The following is a 25532-nucleotide window of genomic DNA, read 5'->3' as shown; positions in this document are numbered from 1 at the left end:
GCCTCGACACCGTGCCCGACGAGCCCGGCGACGGCCGTGTGCCGGTCTCCCGGCCGCGATCGTCGCGGTGCCGCGTCAGGCGGGCAGCGCCCACTTCTGGTTGGCGCCGCCGGTGCAGTCCCAGATCTGCACCTGGGTGCCCGGAGTGGTGGACCAGCCGGGGTCGTCCAGGCACCGGCCGGACTGCGGGTTGTACAGCGAACCGTCGGGGCGCGGGATCCAGACCTGGGAGCCGGTGTTGTTGCAGGTGTAGAGGTCCACCGCCGTGCCGTTGGCGGTGCCGGCCGCGTACACGTCCAGGCACTTGCCCAGCACGTGCAGCGTGCTGCCGGCCCGGACGACCGTCCACTGCTGGGCGGGCGTCCTGTTGCAGGTGTAGATCTGCACCGGGTTGTAGTCGGCGGTGGAGGCGGCGCGGTCGTCCAGGCAGAGGCCGCCGTAGCCGGTGATCGCCGAACCGCCGCCGCTGCCGCCGCCGGTGGTGGTGTACGCCGCGACGGATCCGACGCTCATGGTCGCCCCGGAGGTGGTGGCGGCGGTCGGGGTGCCGCACCCGCAGACGCCGTTGGGGAAGCCGCCGCCGATGGCCAGGTCGAAGATGACGGACAGCCCGTGGTCGAAGGCCTGCTGCCAGACGGCTGCGCCGACCTGATTCTCCGTCACGGTGAAGTACGCGGTGCCGTCGAGGTACCAGGTGATCGACTCGGCGGCGGTGTCGGTGCGGTCCAGGACCATCGCGTAGTCGTGGTAGCCGCTCTGGCAGCCCGGGCAGGCGCGCAGACCGCTGCCGATCCCGTTGCCCTCGTTGCACACGCCGCCGGGGGAGGTGCCGCAGTGGACGGTGCCGGCCACCTGCGAGCGGGCGTTGACGTCCTCCATGATGTCGATCTCGCCGTTCTCGGGCCACTGCCCCGGGCCCAGCATCCAGAACGCGGGCCAGTACCCCAGACCGCCGGCGGGGTCGGGCTGCATGATCGAGGCCGTGACCTCCAGCTTGCCGCCGGCCGGCGCGCCGGCGATCGCGCCCGGCGTCCGGATCCGGCCCGAGGTCCAGGCGCCGCCGTTGTTCAGGGCGGTGATGTTCAGGTGGCCGTTGCCGTCGAGGTGGACGTTGGCGGTCGAGTTGGTCATGGTCTCGATCTCACCGGTCCCGAAGTTCGAGCCCGGGCCGGTGTCGTACGTCCAGTTCGCCCCGGAGGGCGGTGAGCCGGCGGGGCCCGAGAAGTCGTCGCTGAACACGGTCGTCCACCCCGGCGGCGGCCCGGGAACGGCCACCGGGGCAGTCGCTGGGGTCGCCGCGGTGGCCGAGGGTGCGTGGCCGATCAGCGCGACCAGCATGCCCAGGGTGGCCAAGGTGGCCAGGACGGCGAGTCGGCGGCCAAGCCGGGTGAAGAGGCGAACGCGTCGGCCGGTGCGCCGGCGCGCGAGGTCACGGGTCATCTGCGGCTCCCAACGGAAGGGGCGCGGACCGGGCCGGCGAGGTGGGGTCCGGTTCCGCGGGGCGGAGCGGGGGCCGGGCCGGCAGATCCTGCCGGACGGGCCCGGAGTCGTCCCATCGTGTGCTGAGCTGAGCCGCATTCAACTCCTGGGCATGTCAAGGCGTCAAGGGTCTGGACGGCCGCTCCGCGGCGTCAACTCATGAAGCCCCCGCCCCGGCACCGGGAGGCAGGCGCGCACCACGCCGCAAGGGTGCGCTGTCGGGCGACGGCGCCCCGCCCGCTCACTCGTCGTGGACGGGTGACCTCGGGCGGCTCCACGGCACCCCGGGCAGCTCAGGTGTGGTGCCCGTCGTGCCGCCGTACCCACGCGAGGAGGCCGGGGTCCCGGCCTCCTCGCGCATGTTCGCCGCGGTGCGCCCGGTAGAGGTCGAGGGCGGCTTTCGCGCACTCCTCGCTCACGAGCGGGTCCACGACCACGATGTCCCGGGAGGAGCCGGTGGGGTCCTCCAGGAAGCTGATGTTGGACAGGTCCATGCCGCGGACCTGGTAGACGGCGTTCTCGACGACCTCGAACAGGCCGGTGTTCATGTTCAGCAGCGCGTTGCGCCACAGGCTGGGGTTGACGGTGTCCGGCGCCGCCCCGGTCAGGAACGCGTACGGGCCCAGTCGCCAGGCGGGGAAGTCGCTGCCCTCCTTGCCCACGGTGAAGTCCGCGGGCAGTGCCTGGACGAGCCCGCGGGCGGCCAGCGCCGCCTCCGGGTCCTGGTCCGGCGACGGGACGTCGACAGCGGCGTTCAGATCCGCCGTCAGCGACGTCGCCGGTTGGGGCTCGCGAGGAACGGAACCGGTCGAGGTGTTTCCCTTCGTTCTGCCGGGCGTGCCCGGCACGGACTGGGTCCCCCGTAGCTGCGGACCGGACCGGCGACAGAGAGAAATCGAACAACTGCTCTCCGTAGTCGATCCGCGCCTGCAGATCGTGACACCTGGCGGCGGTCGCCACCAGAGTGAAAACCGGCCACGTCGTACCGTCCGGCGGGCGCGGCCGGGACGGCGGCGCGGGACGGCCGCCCTGCGTGTCGTGGCGATGCGGCGGCCGTGCCTGGACGCGGCGACGATCAACCACGTCCTGGACTTCCTTGAGTACGTTTTCGATCCGCCGGGCGGCATTGGCCGAGGTCCGGAGTCGAACGGAGAGCCTGGCCGCCGGGGCTGCCCGGGTACTTGCGAAGATCCTCGGTATGACTCCATCTCCAGCTGACCGCGGCGGTTCCGACGATCCCTTCGCCGAGATCGGCGACCCTGTCCTGGCCGTCGCGGACAAGCGGCGGCGCCTGGTCGCCGTGGCAGGCGCGCACGAGGATGACGAGGCCAAGACGGTAGGGGTCTTCCACGTCACCGACCGTGCCCGCCGCCGATGGCTCCTGAGCTCGCAGTATCCCGTGAACGCGATGGCCTTCCACCCGAACCTCCCCCTGCTCGCGGTGGGATCCGGAGAGTACGACGGCGGCTACGCGTTCGAAGGGGAGCTCCTGCTCGTCCACCTGGAGACCGGCACCGTGCTGTCGCTCATCGAGCACCATCTCGGCCGCCAGGTCCTCGCACTGGAGTGGCTGAACCATCAGGACCTTCGCGTCCTGATGGCACCACCCGACGACTACAAGGACGGCAAGGCCCACGTGGAAGGACACCGCGCCATGGTGCGCCGAGCCGACTGGACCGCGGTCGGCGCCGAATCGCTCACCGGCCGCGACCTGGCCGGGCCACGGGTGGCGGCGCCCCGCCCGGACCACCGCGAGGCCGCCCGGCAGGCCGTCGCCCGACTGTCGTCGCCGCCAACGGGCCGACACCGCACCGGCTGAGTACCGGCGAGCCGGGCGCGGCAGGGCTTGATCCGATGAGGAGCGGTGCCGTGCTGCTGACTCCGCACAGGTCACGGGCGATCTCGAACAGCGGTGGCCGCCTCGGCTCGCGTCCCGCCGGTGGCGTCACGGGACGGGCGGTCAGCCGGCGTGGCGGGCTGTGGTGGCGAGTCGCTCGACAAGGGAGTGCAGCTGGTCCAGGTGGAGCTCCGACTCGGGCTTCATCAGAACACTGCGCAGGATGCGCGTGTGGCCGAGGTCGGTGACGGCTCCGGGCCAACGGGCGGCGAAGGAGCGGGCGTCGATCCGGGCGGTGCTGAGGTAGACGGGATCGGCGCGGTCGGACATGCCCCGGCGCATCACCGTCCGGCTCGCGGCCTCGACCTCGCTGAGGAGCAGCGGATCGGTCCGGGGGAAGTAGGTGACGATGTCGAGATCCGGCGGTTGGTAGAGATCCAGGACCGAGGACTCCTCGATCAGTGCCGCCCACCGCAGCGCTGCCCGCCGTCCGGCGGCGAGGACCTGTCCGAGCCCACCAGAGGTGAGGGGGAGGAGTTTCTGGGTCAGCCAGAGTGCCGCTGCGGCGGCGCCGGAGCGGGAGCACTCCAGACTGATCTCGCCCAGGTGCGGCCGGTCGGTGGGGTAGGAGGCGTAGGAGGCGCAGGGGGAGTCGTGGCGGTAGAAGCGTCCGACGCCCGGGTCGCCGAACAGCACCGCGCCGCAGCCGTACGGCTGGAGGCCGTGTTTGTGCGGGTCGACCACGACGGAGTCGCAGTGCGCGATGGCGCGCCAGGGCCGGGGGTCGGGCAGCAGGTCGGCGTCCTCCTGGTCGAGCAGTACGTGGAATCCGCCGTACGCGGCGTCCACATGGACCCGCACGTCGCGCGCGCGGGCTGCGGCGAGGATGGTGTGGACGGGGTCGACCGCCCCGAGACCGGTGGTGCCGACGGTGGCGACGACCGTGCCCACGGTGCCCTGGGCGAGTTGCCGTTCCAGCGCCTCGGGGTCCATCCGGCCCAGGCTGTCCACCTCGATCGGGTACCCGCGCATTCCGAGCAGATGACACATGCGGGCGTGTGTGTAGTGGCCCTCGCGGCTGTAGGCGATGCCCTTGCCCGGATGCGTCTCCCGGGCCACGAACAGCGCCTCCAGGTTCGCCACGGTGCCGCCGCCGGTGAGGTGGCCCAGGTGGCGCGGCATACCGAACATCGAGGCGATGGCCGCCACCGCCTCCTCCTCCAGTGCGGAGGTCGCCGCCCCGCCGTCCAGCGCGCGGTTGTTCGGGTTGATGAGCATCGCCGCCACGTAGCCGGCCACGGCGGCCGGGTGCGGGGGTTTGAGCATCTGCCCGGCGTAGCGGGGGTGGAAGAACGGGTAGCTGCTCGAAAGCCTCCGTACGAGCTCGCCGAAGCCGTCGGCCATCTCGTGGTCGGTGACCGATGCCGACGCGTGCGGCGAGAAGCCGTCGTGGTCGGCCGCCCACGCGCCGATCTCGTCCACCGCTCGGCCGAGCCAGTACTTCAGGTCCATGTCCTGTTCCGCCTCTCGGCGCAGTCACCGGATCGCCGGACTCCGCTTCCAGCATGATGCTGGGGAAAGCCGCTCGCATGCGGCATCCCCACCCCAGGAGACACCTCATGGAGCATCAGCCCGCTCCTGCCCGGCGTTGGCGCCGGACAGCCCTCCCCTTGCTCCTCACCGCCGTCGCCGTCGCAGGCGCCGTCGTCCAGCAGGCCGTACCGTCGAACGCGTCCGCCGCGGCACCCGCCCGCCACCGGGACACCCCTACGAGCAGACTCATCTGCAGCGGGCACGGCACCCTGACCACCGACAAGCCGATCACGAACACCACCACGACGATCAGCGGGACCGGAACCGGCACCATCGACAAGTGCTTCCCCAAGAACGGCGGTCCCACGAACCTGGTGTCGGGCACCATCGTCGGCATCGGGACCGGCACCGGCAGCTGCAACGCAGTCGGCAGCTACACCGGAACCGCCACCATCGTCTGGTACGACGGGCCGAACCGGACCGGCACCGTCGTCGGCACGTCCCGCATCACCACGAACGGGACGCAGGGCGTCGAAGGAGATCCCGTCGACCACGAAGTCGTGACCGAGCCCGACGCCACCGCGTCGCTCGACAGCAGCGTGTTCCCCGGGGCCGCCGTCACCGGCTCCGGCTTCCCCACCAGCGACATCAGCGACTGCGCCGCCGGTCTGAGCAGCGTGTCCGGCACGTTCACGCTCCGCTTCAACGAACTGCTCTGACCCCGGCCCTGCCACCAGGGCGCCATGCGCGCCCCGGCATCCTCCACCGCTCATCGGACGCCGCGCCCGGCGGCGTCCGACTCCAGCCCGCGCAGTTCGCCGTGCCAGCCGGCCAGCAGGGCCTCCGCGGGCAGCCCGGGAAGTGCGACGACTCCCAGCGAGGCCGAACCGGCGTACTCGGCCAGGCACACGGCGAGGCGGTGCCCGGCCGGCAGGAACATCAGCGGGCGCACGGCCTCGACCGTGCGCCCGGCGAGACGGAACCGCTGCGCCGAGCTGGGGACGTACGAGGCGATGAGGGTGACGCGCCGGGGACTCAGCTGCCGGCCGGTCATACGGCCCTGCCAGGCGGTGGGAAGCGCGCCGAGCAGCGCGCCCGTGTCGGGGGCCTGCTGCTCCCTCCTGATGCGACGTGTCTGCTCCATCACCGCCTCCAGGCGCGAGCGGGCCGTGGGGAGATGGCAGGGCAGGGTGACGACGCGTCCGTAGAGGTGGTTGCCGAGTTCGTCCGTGTCCGCCGCGGAGCGAGTGCTGATGGGGACGAGTGCCCGTACCGGCCGGTCGTCCTGCCGCCACGGAGCCAGCGCCCCGGCCAGGGCCGCCAGGTACACGTCGTTGGGGCTCGCGGCGTGCGCGTGCGCGATCGCGGTCAGTCGGCCCAGTGGCACCGAGGTCCACCGGTGCCGGGGTACGGCGCCCGGTGCCGTGACGGAGACGGCGGGCTGGGCCGCGCCCGGGCGCGGGGCGAGTACCGCCGCCGCCTCGCGCGTCACGGCCCGCACCCGGCCCGCCGTCCAGCCGACCGGATCCGCGCCGTTCGGGCGGCTTCGAGCAGGCACGGGGTATCCGGAAGGCCCGCCCTGGAAGGAGGACCCGCGCTGGAAGGAAGACCCGCTCTGGAGGAGCGCGACGAGGGACATACCGTCGGCCAGTCCGTGGTGGGCCAGTATCAGGACCGCGAATTCACCGTCCTGGTGTCCGTGGAACAGCCGGACCCGCCAGGTGAGGTCGCCCAGCGGCCGCGCGCAGGCGTTCTCGACCGCGGGTACGAGGGCGCTCTCGCCGGTCGGATCGAGGCGGGCGAGCGTCAGATGGTCCTCCAGGGAGGGATCGGGCAGCAGCGCGTGGCCGGGCGGCCGGGCGTGCGAGCGCAGCCGTGGATGGCGTGCGCAGGCGGTCTCCAGGAGCAGGAGCAGCTCGCCGCGGGTGGGAACCGGCCCGCGCACCATGGCCAGGGCCCCGATCGCGGTGTTCGACCGGTTTCTGGACTCGTACTCGAACCACCGGAGTCCGGGGTCCTTCTCGTACCCTGCCGTGTTCACGCCGGGCTCCGTTCGGTCCGGTCGGCCGGCGGAGCGTCGGCCTCCTGGTGGAACGCGGGGGCGGGGATCTGCAGGCCGAGCCGCAACTGCACGATCTGGGCGATCTCCGCGATCGTTCCGCTGCTCCGCAGCAGCTCCGTGCCCGGGATCTCGATGCCGTAGTTCTGGTTCAGGGAGACGAGGAGCTGGGTTCCCATGAGGGAGTCCAGGCCGTAGGCGTCGAGCCTGACATGGGGGTCGATCTTCTCGGGGTCGGAGTGCAGGACCTCGGCGATGAGCTCGGTGAGCTGCGCGGTCAGGAACGAGCCGACCTCCTCGGCGCTCATCGTGGCGATGGTCCGTAGAAGTTCCGCGAGGGCGTCGTAGTTCTTGGCGTCCGTCGGGACGAGGTGCCGCATCCGGGGTGCACCGAGCAGGGGCAGGAGGCCGGCCAGGCGGCCCCAGTTGGAGCGCGAGAGGGCGAGTGCCGCTGGGGCCGTGTGCCGGTCGGCGAGGGCGGGTGCGGCCAGCTCGAACGCCGCGTCCGGTTCGATCGGCTCGGCGCCGAGCTCGGTCAGGCCGTCGAGCAGCTGGTTGCGGGCGGCGTAGCCGGTCCCGGCGATCGGGCCCCAGGCGACGGCGGAGGCCTGCTCCCCCCGTTGGCGCCGACAGCGGGCGAGGCTTTCGAGGTAGAGGTTCGCGGCCACGTAGGCCGACTGCTTGGGAGGGCCGAACACGGTCGAGGCCGAGGAGTAGAGCAGGAACAGGTCCAGGTCCCGCCCGCGGGCCAGGCGGTCCAGCGTGTCCGCACCGCCCATCTTCGCCCTCAGGACGGCGGTGAACCGGTCCGGGGTGAGGTCGGTGAACATGACGTCGTCGAGCTGCATGGCGCAGTGCACGATCCCGCGCAGCGGGTGTTCACCGGCGTCGATCTCCTCGACGACCGCTTGCATCGCGTCGCGGTCGCAGACGTCCGCGGCGCGGGCGGTGGCGTGCACGCCGCGTTCGGACAGTTCCTGGAGGAGAGCGACGGCCTCCGGCGCGGCTTCGCCCCGGCGGCTGACGAGGACGAGCCGACGGGCACCGAGATCGGCCAGCCACCGGGTGGTGGCGGCACCGAAGCCGCTGGTGCCGCCGGTGACCAGGTAGGTACCGCGCGGATCGAGGCGCAGCGGTGCGGGAAGGGGCTCGACCGCCATGGGCTCGTCCTGGGGGTCGAAGCCGACCACCACCTTGCCGATGTGGCGGGAGTGCTGCATGTACCGGAAGGCGTCACTCACCCGGGCCGCGGGGAAGACCGTGTGCGGTAGGGGGTGGAACCCGGGGTGCGCGACGAGTTCGCCGACGTCGTGGATCAGGGGTCCCGCCAGGCGTGGCTCGGGGAGGACGGTGGCGAGGTCGAGTCCGTGGAAGGTGATGTTCCGGTTGAACGGGCGCAGCGGAAGCGCGTTGCCCTCGTACATGTCGCGTTTGCCCAGCTCGACGAACCGGCCGCCCGCTCGGAGGACTTCGAGCCCGCGGGTGAGGGCCTCGCCGGAGAGCGAGTTGAGCACGACGTCCACGCCTTGGCCGTCCGTGATCCGCCTGATCTGGAACGTGAAGTCCAGGGACCGGGAGTCCAGGACGTGGGTGACTCCCAGGCTGCGCAGGAAGTCCCGTTTGATCTCGCTACCGGCGGTCGCGATGACGTTCGCGCCGTGGGCGTGGGCGTACTGGATGGCGGCGAGCCCGACGCCTCCGGCGGCTCCGTGGACGAGGACGGTCTCACCGGGCTGGAGTCCGGCCAGTCGCCGCAGGCCGTAGTGCACGGTGCAGAAGGCCACCGGGATGGTGGCGGCCTCGGCGAAGGTGAGCTCGTCGGGAATCGGCCACAGGGCCTCGGCCCGGGTGAGCGTGTGCGTGGCGAGGGAGGCGGGCGAGACTCCGGCCACCCGGTCGCCGGGTGCGAGGGCGGTCACCTCTGATCCGCAGGCGACGACGACGCCCGAGCACTCCAGGCCGACGCCGGCCCGCCCCGCCGTTCCGTCGAGCGTGTCGAACGGCAGGTACCCGAGTGTCTGCACGATGTCGCGGTAGTTCAGTGCGGCGGCCCTCACCTCCACGACGACCTCGTCCGGGCCCGGCACCGGCATTTCCGTCTGTTGCCAGGCGAGTTGGTAGTCGAGACCGGGATTGCGCACCCGCAGCACGGCCGGGGCCGACGATCCGCCGGGGACGGGCGTCGCGGTGAACGCAATCTCGCGGGGGACGAAGCGTCCGACGGGGGTCAGGACGACCTCGTCCTCGCCGTCTTCGAGCAGAAGTTCCCGGGCGAGGCGCAGACCGTCCTCGGCGCTGTCGTGGCCGCGCTGGAACGCGATGCGGCGGCCGTGGACCTGGGGGTGTTCGTTCGCCAGGCAACGGGCGGTGCCCCAGGCGGCGGCGTCCTCCGGGTTGGTGGTCTCACCGGGGGCGGGGGTGGCTCCACTGACGCGGGTGACCAGGCAGAATCGCGTCTCGCTGCCTCGTGGCAGGGCCTGGAGGGTGGTGAAGAGCGCCCGCAGCACCTGCGCGGTTCGTCCGGCGCGGTCGACGAGGTCCGAAGGACCGGACGGTACGGCGCCGTTGAGGGAGAGGACGATGCACGGTGGAGCGCTGCTGATCGTGCGGTCCGCGAGGACCTCCGCCCAGGCCCGGGCGTCGGTGCCGTCCCGCACGACCCGGACCGTGGCTTCCGAGGACCGCGCCAGCCAGTGCGCGGTGGCGCCGATGAGAGCGTCGGGTTCGCCGGTGTCGGTCGCGAGGACGAAGTCTCCGCAGGCGTCGGCAGGGATCTGTGGCGTTCGGTCCGCGTTCCCCGGGGCCGGGGCCGGGGCCGCGGTGAGGAAGACGGAGTGGTCGCCGAGTGCCGGTTCGGTGTCGTCGCCGGTGAACGTCGCAGCACGGTAGCCGCATTGCGCGAGCAGCGTGGTCCACTGCTCGCGGGAGAGCAGGGGAGAGACGGGTCGCAGACCGGTGTCCGTTCGGTGGTGGAGGCTCTGCGACGTGCCGAAGATCGGGGCGGTCAGCTCGGCCCGGTGGGCTTCCACGCCCAGCAGTTGCCCGCCCGGGGCCAGCAGGGTCGAGACGTGGCCCAGGGCCGTGGCCAGGTTCTCCGCGGTGTGCAGGGCGCCGGCGGCGACCACCAGGTCGAAGCTGTGGGGGGTGTAGCCCTGTTGCTCCGGGTCCAGGTTCAGGTCGAGTGCCCGGTATTCGACGAAGTCGTGGCGGGCGAATCGTTCCTGGGCCCGGTCCAGGAACGCGGGCGAGACGTCGGTGAAGGTGTAGCGGGTGCGTTCGGGCGGGAGTACCGGAAGGAGCGCGGCGGTGGCACCGCCTGTTCCGGCGCCGACTTCCAGGATCCGCAGGGGGCGGTCGAGGGGCCAGTGCCGCAGCATCTGCTCCACCAGGCTGCGGGCGATCCGGTGGTGGAAGCGGCAGACGGGTGAGGTGTCATGGAACCGTTCGAGCAGTCGGGTGCTCGGCTCGGCCGTCAGCAGTCCCGAGGGGTCCTGCTCGCCGCGGAGCACGGAGAGCAGGTGCCTGCCCTGGTGGGCGCTGAGCGCGATGTCGCTGATGTACGCGGGAACGGTCGCGACCATCTCGCGGATCGTCTCGTCGGCCTCGGGGATGTCCTCGGCGAGCTGCCACCGGGTCTCGCCGGTGCGGGTGAGCGTGCCGTGCCGTTCCATGACGGGCGCGAGGAGGGTGATGAGTGGCCTGAAGCCCTCCAGCAGGCCTGCCGCGCACAGGTCGTCCACCGTGAACGGCCGGGACGGGTCGGGCAACAGCTCGGCGAGTGCGGTCGCGGTCGAGCGCGCCACGAACCGGCTGCCCAGCTCCGTGAACCGGTCGTACCGCAACTTCCGCCAGGCGGTGCGGTGTTCGGCGATCTGCGGGCCGGCGTCCGCGACGAGTGAGGTCGGCGACGGCAGCGGCGACGGGCGACAGGGCTCGTCGGGATGCGGTGCCGCACGCAGGACGGTACGGGAGAGCGAGACAGGAGTGCGGCGGGCCACGGGGAACCGGCGCAGACGGCAACCGCCGAGCTCGGCGGTGACGGTGCCGTCGTCGGCGGTGACGGTGACGTCCCAGCACACTTCGCCGTCGGTGCGGCTCACCTCGCGCAGGTGGTGGAACCCGGTCGGGGTGGGGGCTTCCCAGACCCGGACCGAGGCGATGGAGGCCGGCAGGTAGACGTGACCGTCCCGGACCAGGTCGAGGAGCAGCGCTCCACCGGCCTGGAGCGCGCCGTCGAGCAGGGCGGGATGGGCTGTGTAGGGGCCGTCGGGCGCGTTCTGCCGGTAGGCGGCCAGTACGGCGCCCGGTGCCGTCCGGATCTCTCGCAGGACCTGGAAGGCGGGCCCGTAGGTGAGGCCGATGGTCCGGCAGGTTCGGTAGAACTCCTCGGTCTCGACGGAGACGGCGCCGAATTCCTCGGTCAGAGCCGCGATGTCGAGGGACGCGGGACGGGGGAGCAGCAGGCTCCGCACCGTGGCGCGGGCGTGCGGACGGGGCGTGCGGGCGTGCTCGTCGGTGCTGGTGACGGTGAGCGTGCCGAGTTCAGGGGTGAGCGAGACCTGGGTGCGGACCGCGCAGGCGTCCTCCCAGGGGACGACCAGGGCGCTGCTGATGTCGAGGTCGAGCACTTCGACGGGGCCGGGATGCACGGCACGACCCGCCGCCAGGGCCATCTCCGTATAAGCGGTGGCGGGCATCACGACGGAGCCGCCGACACGGTGGTCGCCGAGCCACGGTACGAGCGCGGGCTCGACGGGTCCCTCCCAGACGGGCACCGGAGCGCGCAGTCGTTCGCCCAGCAGCGGGTGTTGGAGCAGGCCGTCGCCGCTGGAACGGATCCAGTCCTGCGGGGTGCCGTTCCAGTGGCGTTCGCGCTGCCACGGGTACGCGGGCAGGTCGGTGACGTTGCCCGGCACGGGGAAGTAGCGCTTCCAGTCGAGGTCGGCGCCCGCGGCGACAGCCGCCGCGACGGTGGCGGCCACGGCCGGCGGACCGTCGCCCGCGCGGTGCAGGGTCGGGACGACGACGGTGCTCAGGTCGGGGCGGTCGGCGGCGATGCGGCGCAGGTAGGTGCGCAGGACGGGATGCGGTCCGATCTCCAGCAGCAGTCCCGCTCCGTCGTCGATCGCCCGCTGCACGGCGGCGTCGAGCCGCACCGGGCGGCGTACGTTGCGCCACCAGTAGTCGGCGTCCAGGTCGATCCCGCTGATCCGGTGGCCGGTGACGGTGGAGTAGAGGGGGACGGTGACCGGCCCCGGAGCGAGACCGGTCAGCGCGTCGGCCAGAGGCCGGCGCAGGTCGTCCATCGCGGCGCTGTGGAAGGCGTAGTCGAGCCCGAGGTCGCGGTAGAACACGCCGCGGCCCTCCAGACGCTCGCGCAGTTCGGCCAGGGATTCGGCGGGCCCGGCCACCGTCACGTCCTGTGGGCTGTTGACACCCGCGATCTCCAGCGCCCCGCCGAAGCGGGCGAGTTCGTCGGCCGCCCGCTCGGGCGGCAGGCCGAGCGCCGCCATCCGCCCCCGACCGGCCGTGGCGCCCTGCGCCCGGCTGCGCGCCGCGAGGACGCGGGCGGCCTGGGGGAGCGTGAGGGCGCCGCAGACGTACGCCGCCGCGACCTCCCCGACGCTGTGTCCGACCACCATCGACGGCTCGATGCCGTGCTCGCGCAGCACCGCGGCCAGGGCCACCTGGAGGGCGAAGAGAAGCGGCTGGGCGACCTCGGTCCGTTCGAGCCGCCAGTGCGCGGGATCGGCCGCCATCGCCTCGGCCACGGACCAGCCGAGCCAAGGGGACAACGCGGTGTCCACCTCCGCCAGCGCGTGCCGGAAGCCGGTGTGACCGGCCAGGAGGTCCGCTCCCATCCCGGCCCACTGTGAACCGTTGCCGGAGAAGACGAACGCGATCCGCCCTCCGGTCGCGGCCTTGGCGATGGCGCCGCGACCACGCTCCCCGCAGGAGAGCGTGCCGAACTCCACGGCGGCCTCGTGCGCGCTGTGGGCGAGGACGGCGGCCCGGTACTCGTGGTGGCCCCGGCGCAGGCAGGAGGTGTGCGCGAGGTCGTAGAAGTCCTCGGGGGCGGTGTCGGCGAGGTGCACCGCCATCCTCGCGGTGGCTTCGCTCAGGGCCCGCTCCGAGCGGGCGGAGACCAGGACCGGCAGTCCCCCGGGTGGCCGGCCGCTCGGCGCGGAGCGCGTCGACGGCGGCGGACTGGTCAGGATGGCGTGGGCGTTCGAGCCGCCGAAGCCGAAGGAGTTGACCCCGACGACCGGACGTTCGACCTGTCGTAGCGGGAGGTTGCGGGTGACGAGTCTGAGGCCGAGCCCGGCGAAGTCGATGTCCGGATGCGGCGGATCGGCGTGCAGCGAGGCCGGCGCCGTCCGGTGTCTGAGCGCGAGTACGGCCTTGAGGAGACCGGCGATGCCGGAGGCGGGTTCCAGGTGGCCGAAGTTGGTCTTCACCGAGCCGATCGGCAGGCTGCCCGTGATCCGGCGGATGCCCAGGGCCCGGCCGATCGCCAGGGCTTCCAGGGGGTCGCCGACGGGCGTCCCGGTGCCGTGCGCCTCGAAGTACACCAACTGGTCGGGGTGGACCTTGGCCCGGGCATAGGCCTGGCGCAGCAGGTCCTCCTGCGCCCGGGGATTGGGCAGGGACAGCCCCACCGTCCGCCCGTCGCTGTTGGTGGCGGTGCCGAGGATCACCGCGTGCACGCGGTCGCCGTCGGCCAGCGCGTCGGTGAGCCGCTTCAGCAGGACCACGCCGCCGCCCTCGGCGCGCACGAAGCCGTCGGCGTTCGCGGAGAACGACGCGCATCTGCCGCGGGCGGAGAGCATCGACGCCTGGGAGAACCCGACGTAGGTGAACGGGCTCAGCAGCACGTTGACGCCGCCGCACACCGCGATGCCGCTGGTCCCCTCCCGCAAGGTGCGGCAGGCCCGGTCCAGAGCCACCAGGGAAGAGGAGCAGGCGGTGTCGACGGCCATGCTGGGCCCGTGCAGGTCGAAGGCGTGCGACACCCGGTTCGCCGCGATCGACGAGGCCACGCCGCCCATGGTGTAAGGGCCGACCGTCAGCAGGGAGGCCAGTTGGAGGGCGCCGTAGGAGACGTCGGAGATGCCGACGTACACGGCGGTGTCCGAACCCGCCAGCCGCGCCGGGTCGATGGCCGCGTCGTCCACGGCCTCGGCGGTGAGCTCCAGCAGCAGCCGGTGCTGCGGATCCATGTGCGCGGCCTCCTTCGGGGAGATCCCGAAGTAGTCGGCGTCGAATCCCGCGATGTCGTCGAGGAAACCGCCCGCGGCGGTGTAGCTCTTTCCCCGACGGGGCATCGAGGAATCGACGAAGCGGTGCGCCTCGAACCGGTCCGCCGGCACCTCGCCCACCAGGTCACGGCCCCGCTCCAACGCCTCCCACAGCGAACTGAGGCTGTCGACGCCGCCCGGCAGGCGCACGGCCGCTCCGACGACGGCGACGGCCTCTTCCTCGGTGTCGGCTCGGTTCATGGCTCCGGCCCTTCCTGGCGTACCGACGAGCCGGGTGGGAGCCGGTCCGTTCCACTGTCTCGGGGGAACGAACGCTAGCCATGCCGGTCCTGCCCGGGGCGCCCGCAGCGCGCCGAAGTCCCTTGTCCGTGACGGTGATTCACCCGCATGGTGGACAGGAGCCCATGGCCGGGGCCGAGGTCCGCGATCACGGTGCCCCGATGTGGTCTGCTCGGCGGAACACCCCGCGGGAGGAACCACATGGCTGTGCTGATCACGGGCGCGACGGGCTTCTTCGGGAGTCGGGTCCTGCGCGAACTGCTCACCGAGGAGCCGCCGGAGCCGATCACCGTGCTCGGCCGGGGCACGCCCGAGAGCCTGCGCGGACGGGTCGAAGCCGCGCTCGCGTGGCTCAACCCGGCTGTGGACCAAGGAAGTACGCTCAAGCGCCTGCGGTACGCGACCGCGGATCTCACCACTCCTCGGCTGGGCCTGGACAGGTGTGAACGCGCGCGTCTGGCCGGTGAGTGCACCACGCTCTGGCACTGTGCGGCCTCAAGGGCCCTGCGAGGGAGCCCCGTTCCCCTCTTCAAGACGAACGTCCTCGGCACCGAGCGGGTTCTTCGGCTGGTCGGCGACTGTCCGCAGGCCCAGGTGGTGACCGTGAGCACCGCCTTCGTCGCGGGCCGCCGCAGCAGCGGACACGTCCTGGAAACGGACCTGAGCGAGGAACAGGGCTTCCACACCTACTACGAGGAGACCAAGTACACGGCCGAGCGGTTGGTCCATGCCTGGGCCGCGGAGTCCGGCCGAACGGCCACGATCCTCCGTCCCGGGCTCCTGGTCGTGGACCGGCCCATCCCCGAGGGGATTCCCCAACAGTCCCTCGGGGAGCTGACCGGGCTGCTGGACGCGGCGTTGCGCGGCCGGGCGCGCACGGACCGGGCGATGGCCCGCATGCTGGCGGGGGAGGACACCCGCGGCAGCGGCCTGCAGTTCCGGATCCCGGCCGACCCGGAAGGCCGTCTCAACGTGATCCAGGCCGACTACGCGGCCGCGGCCGCCGTACGTGCCGTCCGTCGCCGCGGCGGCGGGGGCGTACGGACCGTCCACCTCACCCACCCCTGCGACATCGGCTTCGAAGTGGCCAAGCAGGCCTTCGAGTCGCGCTACCAGGGACTGGAAATCACCCGGGTGCCGAAGATCGCGAACCCGAGCCCGTACGAACGCCTCTTCGCCCGCTTCATGGGCGACCTGCTGAACCACGCGTCCGGGCGGCGCACCTACGACCGGACCAACCTGCTCCAGGACATCGGGGGACTGCCCGACCCGCCACCCGTCGACAGCTCCTACCTCGGCCGCGCGCTGGACCGGACGGTCGCCGTCGATGAGTAGCCACCGGCGGGTGCTGTGGGCGGCGGTCCTGATCCTGACGGCCGCGGTGGTGGCCGGAGCGGACCTTCCCGCGCACCTGTCCCACGGAGGCTTCACATCGCCGCACTTCGAGTCCGACCGCGCACTCGAACTCATCGGAAAGCACTTCGTGCCGGGCGGGAACAGCACGCTGGCGATCGTCCGCAGCGACGACCTCACGGTGGACGATCCCCGCTTCGCCGCCGCGCTCACCGACGCGCTGTCCGACTTGCCCGACCCGCCGCTCGTCAGTTCGGTGCACTACTGGAACACCGGCCGGAGGGAACTGCTCTCGACCGACCGGCACGCCGCCAGCGTGGTGGTCGGGCTCGCGGGGGAGAGCGAGAACGAGCGGGTGGCCTCGTACGAGCAGCTCCGGCAAGCCTTCCACCCCCCGGGGTTCGAGGTCGGCTTCACCGGTCTGGCACCGCTGCTCTCCGACTTCGACCACGCGGTGGACCATGACCTGACGCGCGCCGAGCTGGTGGCCGCGCCCCTGCTCTTCCTGCTGCTGGTGCTGTTCTTCGGGAGCCTGGTGGCCGCTCTGGTGCCCCTGGTGGTCGCCGCGCTCACCCTCACCGTCTCCTTCGCCGCCCTGCGCGCGCTGACGCTGCTGCTCCCGGTCGGCTACGTCACGCGCAATGTCGTGGTGATGGTGGCACTGGGGCTGACCGTCGACTACTCGATCTTCGTCGTGGCACGGTTTCGACGCGAACTCGCCCGCAACGGCGAGGTCTCCGCGGCGGTGGCGAGGACCGTCGCCACGGCCGGCCGCACGGTCCTGTTCTCGGCCGCGGTCATCTCGCTCGCCTCGCTCGGCCTGGCGCTGCTGCCCCTGCCGGTCACCCGGGCCCTCGGCCTGGGCACCGCCGTCAGCGTCGCCCTCTGCGGCATCACCAGCCGCACCGTGCTGCCGGCCGTGCTCGCCCTGCTCGGCCACCGGATCGACGCGGGCCGCCTGCGCGCGCCCCGCTCCGCCGGCGTGCGCGAGAGCGGCGACGGCTTCTGGTACCGGCTCGGCCGCGCCATGGTCCGTCACCCGGCACCGTGGCTCGTCACAGCCGTCCTGGCGATCGCCGTCCTGAGCGTCCCGGCAGCCCGGTTCCACCCCGGTTCGAGCGACCAGCGCGTCCTGCCGGCCGCCTCGGCGAGCCGGCAGGCGGCCGACGCTCTGCCGGCGGGCTTCCCGGACGCCGCCCTCGACCAGCTCCAGGTGTTCATCCGTCTGCGTACCGACCTTCGCGCCGAGGAGGGAGGGAAGGCGCTGGAAGACTGGCGCGGCCGGGTCGGCCGGCTCCCCGGAGCACAGAGTGTCCGGCTGTGGGCCGGGACCCCGCACACCGCCTATCTGACGGTCAAGTCCGCCGGTACTCCCGACTCGCCCGCCGCCGGACGCCTGGTCAGGCAGATCCGGTCGCTCGGGCCGCCCGACGGCGGCCAACTGCTGGTCGGCGGCCTGGCGGCACGCAACACGGACGTGCTGGACGCTCTCGGCGGGCGGCTGCCACTGCTGATCGGCTACCTGCTGGCAACCGTCTGCGCACTGCTGTGCATCGCCTTCCGGTCCGTCGTCGTGCCGGTCAAAGCCGTTCTCACCACGACGATGTCGCTGGGCGTCTCCTTCGCAGCGGTCACCTGGGTGGTCCAGGAGGGGCACGGTTCCCGCTTCCTGGGATTCGCCCCCACCGGGTACGTGGGGGCGATCGAAGCCGTGAGCACGCTGATTCTCGTGTTCGCCCTCTCGGTCGACTACGAGGTGTTCCTGATCGCCCGCATCCGGGAGAGGTACGACCAGGGGGCGGCCAACAGCGCGGCGATCGTCGAAGGCCTCGGGCGCACCGGAGGGCTGATCACGGCTGCCGCGGCTCTCGTCATGGTCGTCGCCGCCGCCTTCACCACGAGCCCGGTCATCACCGTGAAGGAGATCGCACTCGGCGTCCTGGTGGCTGTCGGGGTCGATGCCACGCTGGTGCGAATGATCCTCGTGCCGGCCGCACTCCAGCTCATCGGCGAACGGAACTGGTGGACACCCGCCTTCCCGTCCCGTCGGCCGTCGACGCGCTCTTCACCCCGGTGCGGATGATCCGGTGGAACGTGCCGCGGGCGGTCAAGGGCATCATGCCGGTGGTGGTGATCCCGCTGCTGTCGGTGGCGGCTGTCGGCTTCCTGATGTTCGTGCTGGTCGGCTCGCCCATCGCCTCGGCGATGAACGGCCTGACCGACTGGCTGAACGGCCTCTCCGGCTCCAACGCGATCCTGCTCGGCGTGCCGCTCGGCGCGCTGATGGCCTCCGACCTGGGCGGTCCGCTCAACAAGGTCGCCTACACCTTCGCGGCCGGCGCGCTCACCGCGGCGGGTACCGCCCCGGACGCCGGCAGTCTCAAAGGTGATGGCCGCCGTGATGGCCGCCGGCATGACCCCGCCGCTCGGCATGGCCTTGGCGACCGTCGTCCGGCGCCGGCTGTTCACCCCCGCGGAGCGTGAGAACGGCAAGGCCGTCTGGGTGCTCTGCGCGTCGTTCATCACCGAAGGCGCGATCCCGTTCGCGGGCGCGGACCCGCTGCGTGTCATCCCGGCGTGCATCGCCGGCAGCATGACCGCCGGGGGCCTGGTGATGGCGTTCGGTTCCACCCTGCGGGCCCCGCACGGTGGGATCTGGGTGCTCCCGCTGATCGGCAGCCCGTTCCTGTACCTGATCGCGGTCGTGGCGGGCGCGGCGGTCACCACGATGCTGGTCGGCCTGCTCAAGGGGATGCGCAGGCCTTCCGTCCCGGCGGCTCGGGTTGCCGTCGTCGCCGGGACGGAGCCGGTCGTGTGACGGCTGCCCGCTCCCGCGGCGTCGTCCGCTCTGCCTCCGGGCGAGTCGCGAACGGCGCTTGCCGATGCGTCGGCCTTCGCCGTATCCGACGTCATGGTCCGTCCCGGCCGGCGGAAGAAGGAAGCTCCGGAAGGTCGGACCGCCGTCGTCGGCCTTGAGCCGCAGACGCGGAAGGCCGGGCATGAGCCGCAGCCGAGGAGGGCTGGTTCGGGCGGGTCGACCTTGAGGAGCCGGACGATCAGGTCGTGCTGTCCTCGGTCCTTGAGACCGGACGTGCGCCGCGTCTTGGCGCTGGCCTTGAGCCGCGCGCCCTGAGGGCGCCCCCGCACGCCTCTACCGTCCGGGGCCGGGGTGGGCGACGATGGGCGGCCGATCGTGTCCACACTCCCGAAGGGGGAAGCGCCATGGGTGAGCACTCGAAGCCGGCCGAGGACGTGGGTACGGGTACCCCTCCGCCGAACAACGCCGACGGCAAGGTGGAGAAGCCGGCCGAAGGCACCGGCAAGCACAAGAAGGACTGAGCGGGGGTGAGCATGGACGGTGGTCTGGCCGGGCAACGGGCGCGCCTGGACGCGGAGATGGAACGGTGCGGGCAGTGGCCGGCCGACTCCCCGTGGCTGCGCGAGGCCTGCGCCGCGCTGCCCCGCGACCGGTTCGCGCCGGATCGGCTGTGGCACTGGGACGGTTGGGCCTACGTGCCCCTCGACCGCGCGGCCGACCCCGGGGGCTGGACTGGCGAGGTGTACGGCGGCGTCAGCTCGGCGGCCATCACCCAGCTCACCGATGGCATCCCGTCGTCGTCGCTGTCCGCGCCCGGGGTGGTGGCGGACATGCTGGACAGCCTGCGGCTGGAGCCCGGGCACCGGGTGTGGGACGTGGGCACCGGCCAGGGCTGGACGGCGGCGCTGTCCGCCTGGCGGGCCGGCCCGGGCCGGGTGGTCTCCAGCGAGGTGGACGAAGGCCTCGCCGCGTTCGCCCGTGACCGCCTCGCGGCCGCCGGCCTGGACGCCGAGGTGGTGACCGGCGACGCCACCCACGGCGGCGTGCCCGGCGGCGGGCAGGTCGACCGCCTGCACGCCACCTACGCGATCGAGGCCGTCCCGTGGAACTGGGTGGAGGCCGTGCGGCCGGGCGGACGGATCGTCTACCCGTGGGGCCGGCTCGGATACGTGGCCCTCACCGTCGCCGAGGACGGCGCCGGCGCGCGCGGCTGGGTGCACGGCCTGGCCCAGTTCATGGGCGACCGGCACGCTCCCGCGCAGGCGAGCAGCGGACCCGCCGCCCACGCCGCGGTGCGCGCGGACGCCGACCCCGAGGAACGGCGGGTGCTGGACCGCGACCCGGCGGCCCTGAAGGACTGGGGCCTGCGCTTCGCGGTGCGCGTGGCCGTGCCGGACGCCGTGCTGTTCACCCGGCACGGACCGGAGGGGCCCACGGTCCTGGTCCACGACGGTGACCGCTCCTGGGCGGAGATCCGCCCGGCAACGGACGGCCGGCCATCGCTGCTGCAGGGCGGGCCGCGCCGGATCGGTGACGAGGTGATGATCGCCTGGGCCCAGTGGGAGGACCTGGGTCGGCCCGACCTGTACGACTACGGCATCACCGTCACTCCCGATACCCAGTGGGCGTGGCAGGGCGGCCCGGACGGCCCGCGCTGGCCGATCGCGCAGCCCGCGCCAGCCTGACGCCGAAAAGCATCAGTCGGCTCCCTACGGCGATGCGGCGAGGACCGGCCCGAACGCGGCGCGGACCGCGTACGACGTCCGCGATGGCGCGAAGTCAGCCCGCCGCCGTCCTCCACTGGGGTGGGGGTCTCACCCGGGTGGACGTCCACCGATGTCCCCGGTCACGTGTTCCGCCCGGGATGCTTCCAGGTGCCGCCCCCGCCGCGTCCACCCGCCGCGGGCGCGGGCGGCCCCACGGAACCCGGCCCGCGCCGGTCCCGCGCACTCCCCATGAGCCGGGAGAAGGGCCTGACCGCACGACCGCCGCCGGTGTCCAGGAATCGCGACCGGGCTCCGGTCCCGTTGACCCACGGCCACACGACCGCCTCCGAGGAAGCTCCGCGTCTTGGCCACGACATCAGGGAGAAGCACCCATGTCCCACCGCCCCGCCACCCCAGACGACCCCGCCGTCACCTTCCGCCCGTCGCCGCGCCGTACCAGGAGGTTGCGGATCGTCGGCCTGGCCGCGGTCGCCACCACGATCGTCGCGATCGGCACCGTCGGGGCCGCCCACTTCCAGGGCGCGGCACAGGCTTCCACTCCGGTGGGCTCCCGAGCCCACCGGCTGATGCCCGCCGACGAACTGCTCGAACATCTGAAGTGTTCGGCCACCGGCGCCCTCACGTCGAGTCCCGGCCTGACGGACACCCTCCAGACGACCCACGGCTCGCTCACCGGCCTTCTCAAGGACTGCGAATCGGACGACGGCTCACAGTCGAACATCAAGTCCGGCTCGTTCGTGGGGTCCGACACCGACACCGCCACCTGCAACGGGAAGTCGACGTGGAACGGCAGCATGACCATCACCTGGTACGGCCAGCCGCACCAGCAGGGCGCCCCGCTGGGAACCTCCGTCATCGACACCAACGGCAACCAGACGGCCCAGAACGACGCGGCGGAGAACACCATCGTCGACGACGCCACCGGCAGTGTCACCCTCGACAGCTCGCTGCTGGCCGGCCAGAGCGTCCTCGGATTCGCGCTGCCCACCAGCGACATCACCAGTTGCGGTAACGCCACGCCCCTGACCGGCGCACAGGGCATCGGCGAGCTCGTCTGCTCCGGGCTCTGAGAGACACCGGTGGGGCCGCCCCCTCGATGGGAGGCGGCGGTCTCACCGCCATGGACGCCCCGGCCGGTGCGCTGCCCCTGCGGGTGGCAGGCCGCTCCCGGCCTCGCCGGTGGCGGCGAGCCGTCGCCCCTGGCGCACGCGGTTCGAGAACCATGCGGGCGTCCACCAGTTGACGCTGCCGAGCAGCCGCAGCGCGGCGGGGACCAGCAGGGCCCGTACGAGTGTGGCGTCGACGGTGACCCCGGTGAACGTGCCGACCGCGATCTCCTTGATTCCCAGGATGCCGCTGGTGGCGAAGGCCGCGATGACCACGAGCATCAGGGCGGCGGCCGAGGTGATGATCCCCCCGCTGCGGCGCAACCCGGTGACGATGGCGGCCTCGTTGTCGCCCGTCAGGCTGTAGTGCTCGCGGACCCGTGACAGCAGGAACACCTCGTAGTCGATGGAGAGTCCGAACAGCAGCGTGAGCATGATGACGGGTTCCAGGGCGCCGATGTAGTCGTTCGGTCGGAAGGCCAGCCAGCGTGACAGGTGTCCGTCCTGGAAGATCCAGGTGACCACGCCGAACGCGGCGCCGAGGGACAGGGTGGTGGTGAGGATCGCCTTGAGCGCCACCACGACGGAGCCGAAGGCGAGGGTGAGCAGGACGAAGGTGCTCACGCCGACGCACAGGGCGGTCAGCGGCAGCCGCTCCCGCAGGGCAGCCAGCAGATCGGCGGTGGCCGCCGGCGGGCCGCCGACCGCGAAGGCACCGTCGTCCGGCGCGGGCAGCGCGCGGACGGCTCGGACCAGGCTCGCGGCGGTGTGGCTCTCGGAGCTGCCCGAGGGGGTGAGGGCCACCACCGCGAGTCGTCCCGACACGGCGGCCACGTGCCCGGCCGTCGTACCGGGCAGAGCCGCGAGTCGGTGCTGCCAGTCCGTCAGGGCCTGTCGTCCCTGGGGCGAGCCCGCCGGGTGGGAGAGCAGGGTGACGACCTGGATCCGGTCCGGTCCCAGGTCGGGGAAGTCCCGGGCGAGTGCTTCGGTGGCCTGGCGGACCGCCGTGGCCGGCGGGAGCGTGCGGTGGTCGGTGGCCCCGAAGCGGGCGTGGAGTACCGGCAGGGTCAGCGCCGTCAGCGCGACCAGGGTGAGCGCCAGGTAGCGCACCGGCCGGCGCACCACCGCGCCGCCCACCCGGGCCCACGGTCCGTCCGGCTCCGTGGACTGCCCGAATGCCACCAGGCGCCGCAGCGCGGCGGGAAGCGGCAGCCGCCACGCGTTCACGCGGTGGCCCAGCACGGCGAGCGCGGCCGGCAGCAGCGTCAGCGACGTCAGCACCGCCAGGAGCACGGTCGCCGCTCCCGCGACCCCCATCGAACGGGTGTAGGCGAACGGCAGCAGTGTCAGCCCCAGCACGGCAACCGCGATCGTCAGACCGGAGAAGAGCACGGTGCGTCCGGCCGACGCCATCGTCGCCGTCAACGCCTCGGCCGCCACGCCTCGACGCCCGAGCTCCTCCCGGAAACGCGCGACGACGAACAGGGCGTAGTCCACCGCCAGAGCCAGGGCCGTCATCGTCACCAGGTTGAGCGTGAAGACCGAGACGTCCATCACCGCGGTCAGCAGCCGCAGGACCGCCGTGGCGGCGACGATGGCGGCCGCGGCGACGGCCAGCGGCAGCGCGGCCGCCACCAGGCTGCCGAAGACCAGCCACAACAGCACGAACAGCACGGGCAGGCAGAACACCTCCGCCCTGGCCAGGCTGCGCAGGCTGAGAGTGGTGGCGTCGGCGTAGAACGGGACCTTTCCGCTGTAGCCGATGTCCATGCCGTCGGGGTGCGCCGTGCTCCGCACCGTGCGGTAGGAGGCCAGCTTCGCGCTGTCGTCACGTCCGCCGAGGCCCAGCACGACGGCCGCCGAGTGCCGGTCACCGGAGAGGAAGGCCCGGTTCCCGGTGTTCCAGTAGTGCTGGGCGCCGGTCAGCACGCCGTCCGGCAGAGCGGCGAGCGAGGCCCGCAGCTGCTGCCCGAAGGCCGGATCGTCCACCGTCCACCGGTCGCTGCGGTAGACCGCCACGGCGTCCGCCCCGCCGTGGCCGAAGTGTTCCTCGAGCACCCTCGCCGCCACCAGGGATTCCGCCCCCGACGGGGCGTCGCCGCCGTTGGCGAGGCGGCCGAAGACCCCGGGGCCCAAGCAGCCCGCCAGGCAGAGCACCACGAGGGCCGCCCCGAGCACGGCGCGCGGACGGCGAACGACAGCACGACTCATCCCGGCGAGCATCCCGCATCCTCCTGGTTCGAACCCGAACCACACCTCTACGGGAACGCCGCGCCACGGGCACCGCTCGCTTACCGGTACTCGACCGGATGGGCCGGAGTTGTCCACCCGATCGGATGGACCTGTCGCTCGACGACTCCGCCGGGCGAGATCGATGAGGGCCCCCGCGGGCGGGCGAGGCGGAGCTGGATGTGCGGCGATCACCAGCCGGTCAGGCCCAGGCGACCGAGGTGCCGTAGCGGCGGCCGTAGGTGTGCCAGTGTGAACGGTCCGGGCAGGTCCCGGCGTCCGGCCGCGCGGACGGCGACCTCCAGCGCGCCTACACGGCCGACCTCGAAGCCGCCACCCGGGCCTCGATCAACCTGGACCCCACGCCGTATTTCGCGAAGTACGGCCCGCAGGGCAACTCCTGGGCGATCTTCAAGACCTACCTCGACGCGGTGGCGGCGCAGGCCGCCGCACCGGTGATCGCCAAGTACACCGGTGTCCTCGCCGCAGCCGACGTGTTCACGCTCGACAACGCCGCAGCCATGGTCGAGTCGCTCCGGATCGACACCGGGATCCTCGGCCCGTTCAGCACGCGCCCCTGAGGTCCGGCCAGCACCCGCCGCTCCGAGTGGGCATGCGGGGAGTTCAGCGGTGATGTGCCGCCATTGAGGTTGACGGTTTTTGGGACTGCTCGCCGAGCTCCAAGCGGCGCCGGGGCTCGGCGACAGGTAGCGTGGCACGTGGTGGGCGTCGTCGCCGCGCGTGGCCCGCAGGCGCGGGTGCGCCTCGTTCGTCACCGGTGAGATCCTGTGCGTCGACGCGGCCAGGGCGCCGGTTTCTGAAAGATCCGGGATCGGGAGCGATCGACCTATGCGCACTGACAAGCAGCTGACTCCGCTGGGCGCTGTCGGTGCGGGCCTGGCGGCGGGAGTGGTCGGCACCGTCTGCATGGACGCCGTGCGGTTCCTGCGCCAGCGCCGGGCCGGCGGCGAACACGACGCCCTGCACTGGGAGTTCGCCCCGGTCCGCACCTGGCAGGAGGCGCCGGACCCGGGGCAGGTCGGAAAGCGCCTGGTCGAGGCCTTCACCCGGCGCGAGCTGCCGGACAGTGCGGCGTTCCCCGTCAGCACGTTCATGCACTGGGCCTACGGAGTGGGCAACGCGGCCTTCTACGGCGCCGTCAGCGCCTCGCTGCGCAGGCCCCACGTCCTCCACGGGCTCCCGTACGGTGCGCTCGTGTGGCTCAGCGGATACGTGGTGCTTCCGATCGCGGGACTCTACAAACCCATCTGGAGATACGACGCCAAGACGCTGGGTGGTGATTTGACCGCTCACCTCGCCTACGGCCTCGGCACCAGCAGTGCTTTCTGGTTGTTGAGCAGGGCCCCCGTGTTCTCACGGAAGCTGTAGGTCGCGATCTGGCTGGTGCTGCTGATGGTGCTGGTGCCGGTCGCTGAGGTGGGGGCCGGGTTCGGACATGGCGACGACCGTCGCGATCCCGACGAGGCGTGACCCGTGATCGGAAAACGGCGGCCGCCGTCGCGGTAGCGCACGGGCAGCACCTGGAGCGGTGCGAGGGCCTGATGGGCCGGGTGGCCGGCTCCCGTCCGGGGGAGGCGGGAGGTGGTTCAGGGCCGTGCCCTGCCGAAAACCTCATCCGCACTGCTCGGGCCGCGTGCCCGAACTCGTGGAGGGGCTCCGGACACTCGCGGAGGTCGCCCGATCCGGTGACGAGGGGCCAAATGATCGTCGGCGAGCACGTGCGGTGCCGTAGAAGGGTGTCCAGGTTCGTCTTCGCGGACCAACCGACGGGCACCCTTTGCCATGGTCGCGGCCGGGCCGGCGATCGGACTCGTTCACCTAGTCGCACCGGG

The 25532-nt window shown here is 72.5% G+C and carries 14 protein-coding genes and 1 pseudogene; 9 read left to right on the top strand and 6 right to left on the bottom strand.

Annotated features, from left to right (window positions below; all coding sequences use genetic code 11):
* Window positions 1-75: 75 nt before the first annotated feature.
* A complete protein-coding gene (locus tag ABT015_RS14155) occupies window positions 76-1440 on the bottom strand; it encodes an RICIN domain-containing protein (protein WP_350879228.1) in 1365 nt (454 codons plus the stop codon).
* Between the two features lie 332 nt (window positions 1441-1772).
* Window positions 1773-2327, bottom strand: a complete 555-nt coding sequence (locus ABT015_RS14150; protein WP_502897311.1) for a hypothetical protein — start codon at window positions 2325-2327, stop codon at window positions 1773-1775.
* Window positions 2328-2677: 350 nt separating this feature from the next.
* On the opposite strand from ABT015_RS14150, the gene ABT015_RS14145 reads away from it, so the two are divergent.
* Window positions 2678-3298, top strand: coding sequence for a WD40 repeat domain-containing protein (locus ABT015_RS14145; RefSeq protein WP_350879227.1), 621 nt, complete (start codon window positions 2678-2680; stop codon window positions 3296-3298).
* 141 nt (window positions 3299-3439) lie between these two features.
* On the opposite strand, the gene ABT015_RS14140 is transcribed toward ABT015_RS14145, so the two are convergent.
* Window positions 3440-4828, bottom strand: coding sequence for a pyridoxal phosphate-dependent decarboxylase family protein (locus ABT015_RS14140; protein WP_350879226.1), 1389 nt, complete (start codon window positions 4826-4828; stop codon window positions 3440-3442).
* A 158-nt stretch (window positions 4829-4986) separates the two neighbouring features.
* Here ABT015_RS14140 and ABT015_RS14135 point away from each other — a divergent pair, with 158 nt between their 5' ends.
* The gene (locus ABT015_RS14135) at window positions 4987-5568 is read left to right on the top strand and encodes a hypothetical protein (RefSeq protein ID WP_350879225.1); all 582 of its coding nucleotides are present in this window, start codon (window positions 4987-4989) and stop codon (window positions 5566-5568) included.
* Between the two features lie 50 nt (window positions 5569-5618).
* Here the strand turns inward: ABT015_RS14135 and ABT015_RS14130 are convergent, their stop codons facing one another.
* Entirely contained in the window at window positions 5619-6890 is a 1272-nt protein-coding gene (locus ABT015_RS14130) for a WS/DGAT domain-containing protein (protein ID WP_350879224.1), read from the bottom strand.
* Complete coding sequence (locus ABT015_RS14125) at window positions 6887-14407, bottom strand: SDR family NAD(P)-dependent oxidoreductase (protein WP_350879222.1); 7521 nt, start codon at window positions 14405-14407, stop codon at window positions 6887-6889. Before ABT015_RS14125 ends, ABT015_RS14130 begins: the two co-directional genes overlap by 4 nt.
* Before the next feature lie 240 nt (window positions 14408-14647).
* Here ABT015_RS14125 and ABT015_RS14120 point away from each other — a divergent pair, with 240 nt between their 5' ends.
* From ABT015_RS14120 to ABT015_RS14100, 5 genes and pseudogenes are all read left to right on the top strand, one after another.
* Window positions 14648-15781 (top strand): SDR family oxidoreductase, encoded by a 1134-nt coding sequence (locus ABT015_RS14120; protein WP_350879221.1) that lies wholly within the window; start codon window positions 14648-14650, stop codon window positions 15779-15781.
* Window positions 15774-17882 (top strand): MMPL family transporter, encoded by a 2109-nt coding sequence (locus ABT015_RS14115; protein ID WP_350879220.1) that lies wholly within the window; start codon window positions 15774-15776, stop codon window positions 17880-17882. Before ABT015_RS14120 ends, ABT015_RS14115 begins: the two co-directional genes overlap by 8 nt.
* An 11-nt stretch (window positions 17883-17893) precedes the next feature.
* Window positions 17894-18617: pseudogene (locus ABT015_RS14110) on the top strand (PTS fructose transporter subunit IIC); the annotation flags it as partial.
* Between the two features lie 533 nt (window positions 18618-19150).
* Entirely contained in the window at window positions 19151-20302 is a 1152-nt protein-coding gene (locus ABT015_RS14105) for a methyltransferase domain-containing protein (protein ID WP_350879366.1), read from the top strand.
* 413 nt (window positions 20303-20715) lie between these two features.
* Complete coding sequence (locus ABT015_RS14100) at window positions 20716-21414, top strand: hypothetical protein (RefSeq protein WP_350879219.1); 699 nt, start codon at window positions 20716-20718, stop codon at window positions 21412-21414.
* Window positions 21415-21456: 42 nt separating this feature from the next.
* Here ABT015_RS14100 and ABT015_RS14095 read toward each other — a convergent pair whose 3' ends face one another.
* A complete protein-coding gene (locus ABT015_RS14095) occupies window positions 21457-23661 on the bottom strand; it encodes an MMPL family transporter (RefSeq protein ID WP_350879218.1) in 2205 nt (734 codons plus the stop codon).
* 260 nt (window positions 23662-23921) lie between these two features.
* On the opposite strand from ABT015_RS14095, the gene ABT015_RS14090 reads away from it, so the two are divergent.
* Both ABT015_RS14090 and ABT015_RS14085 read left to right on the top strand, forming a co-directional pair.
* A complete protein-coding gene (locus ABT015_RS14090) occupies window positions 23922-24260 on the top strand; it encodes a hypothetical protein (protein ID WP_350879217.1) in 339 nt (112 codons plus the stop codon).
* A gap of 268 nt (window positions 24261-24528) precedes the next feature.
* Entirely contained in the window at window positions 24529-25068 is a 540-nt protein-coding gene (locus tag ABT015_RS14085; RefSeq protein WP_350879216.1) for a hypothetical protein, read from the top strand.
* The last annotated feature ends 464 nt before the right edge of the window (window positions 25069-25532 follow it).

This window comes from Kitasatospora sp. NPDC094016 (assembly GCF_040304045.1).
Lineage (GTDB): Bacteria > Actinomycetota > Actinomycetes > Streptomycetales > Streptomycetaceae > Kitasatospora.
This window is presented reverse-complemented; position numbering and strand designations above follow the sequence as displayed.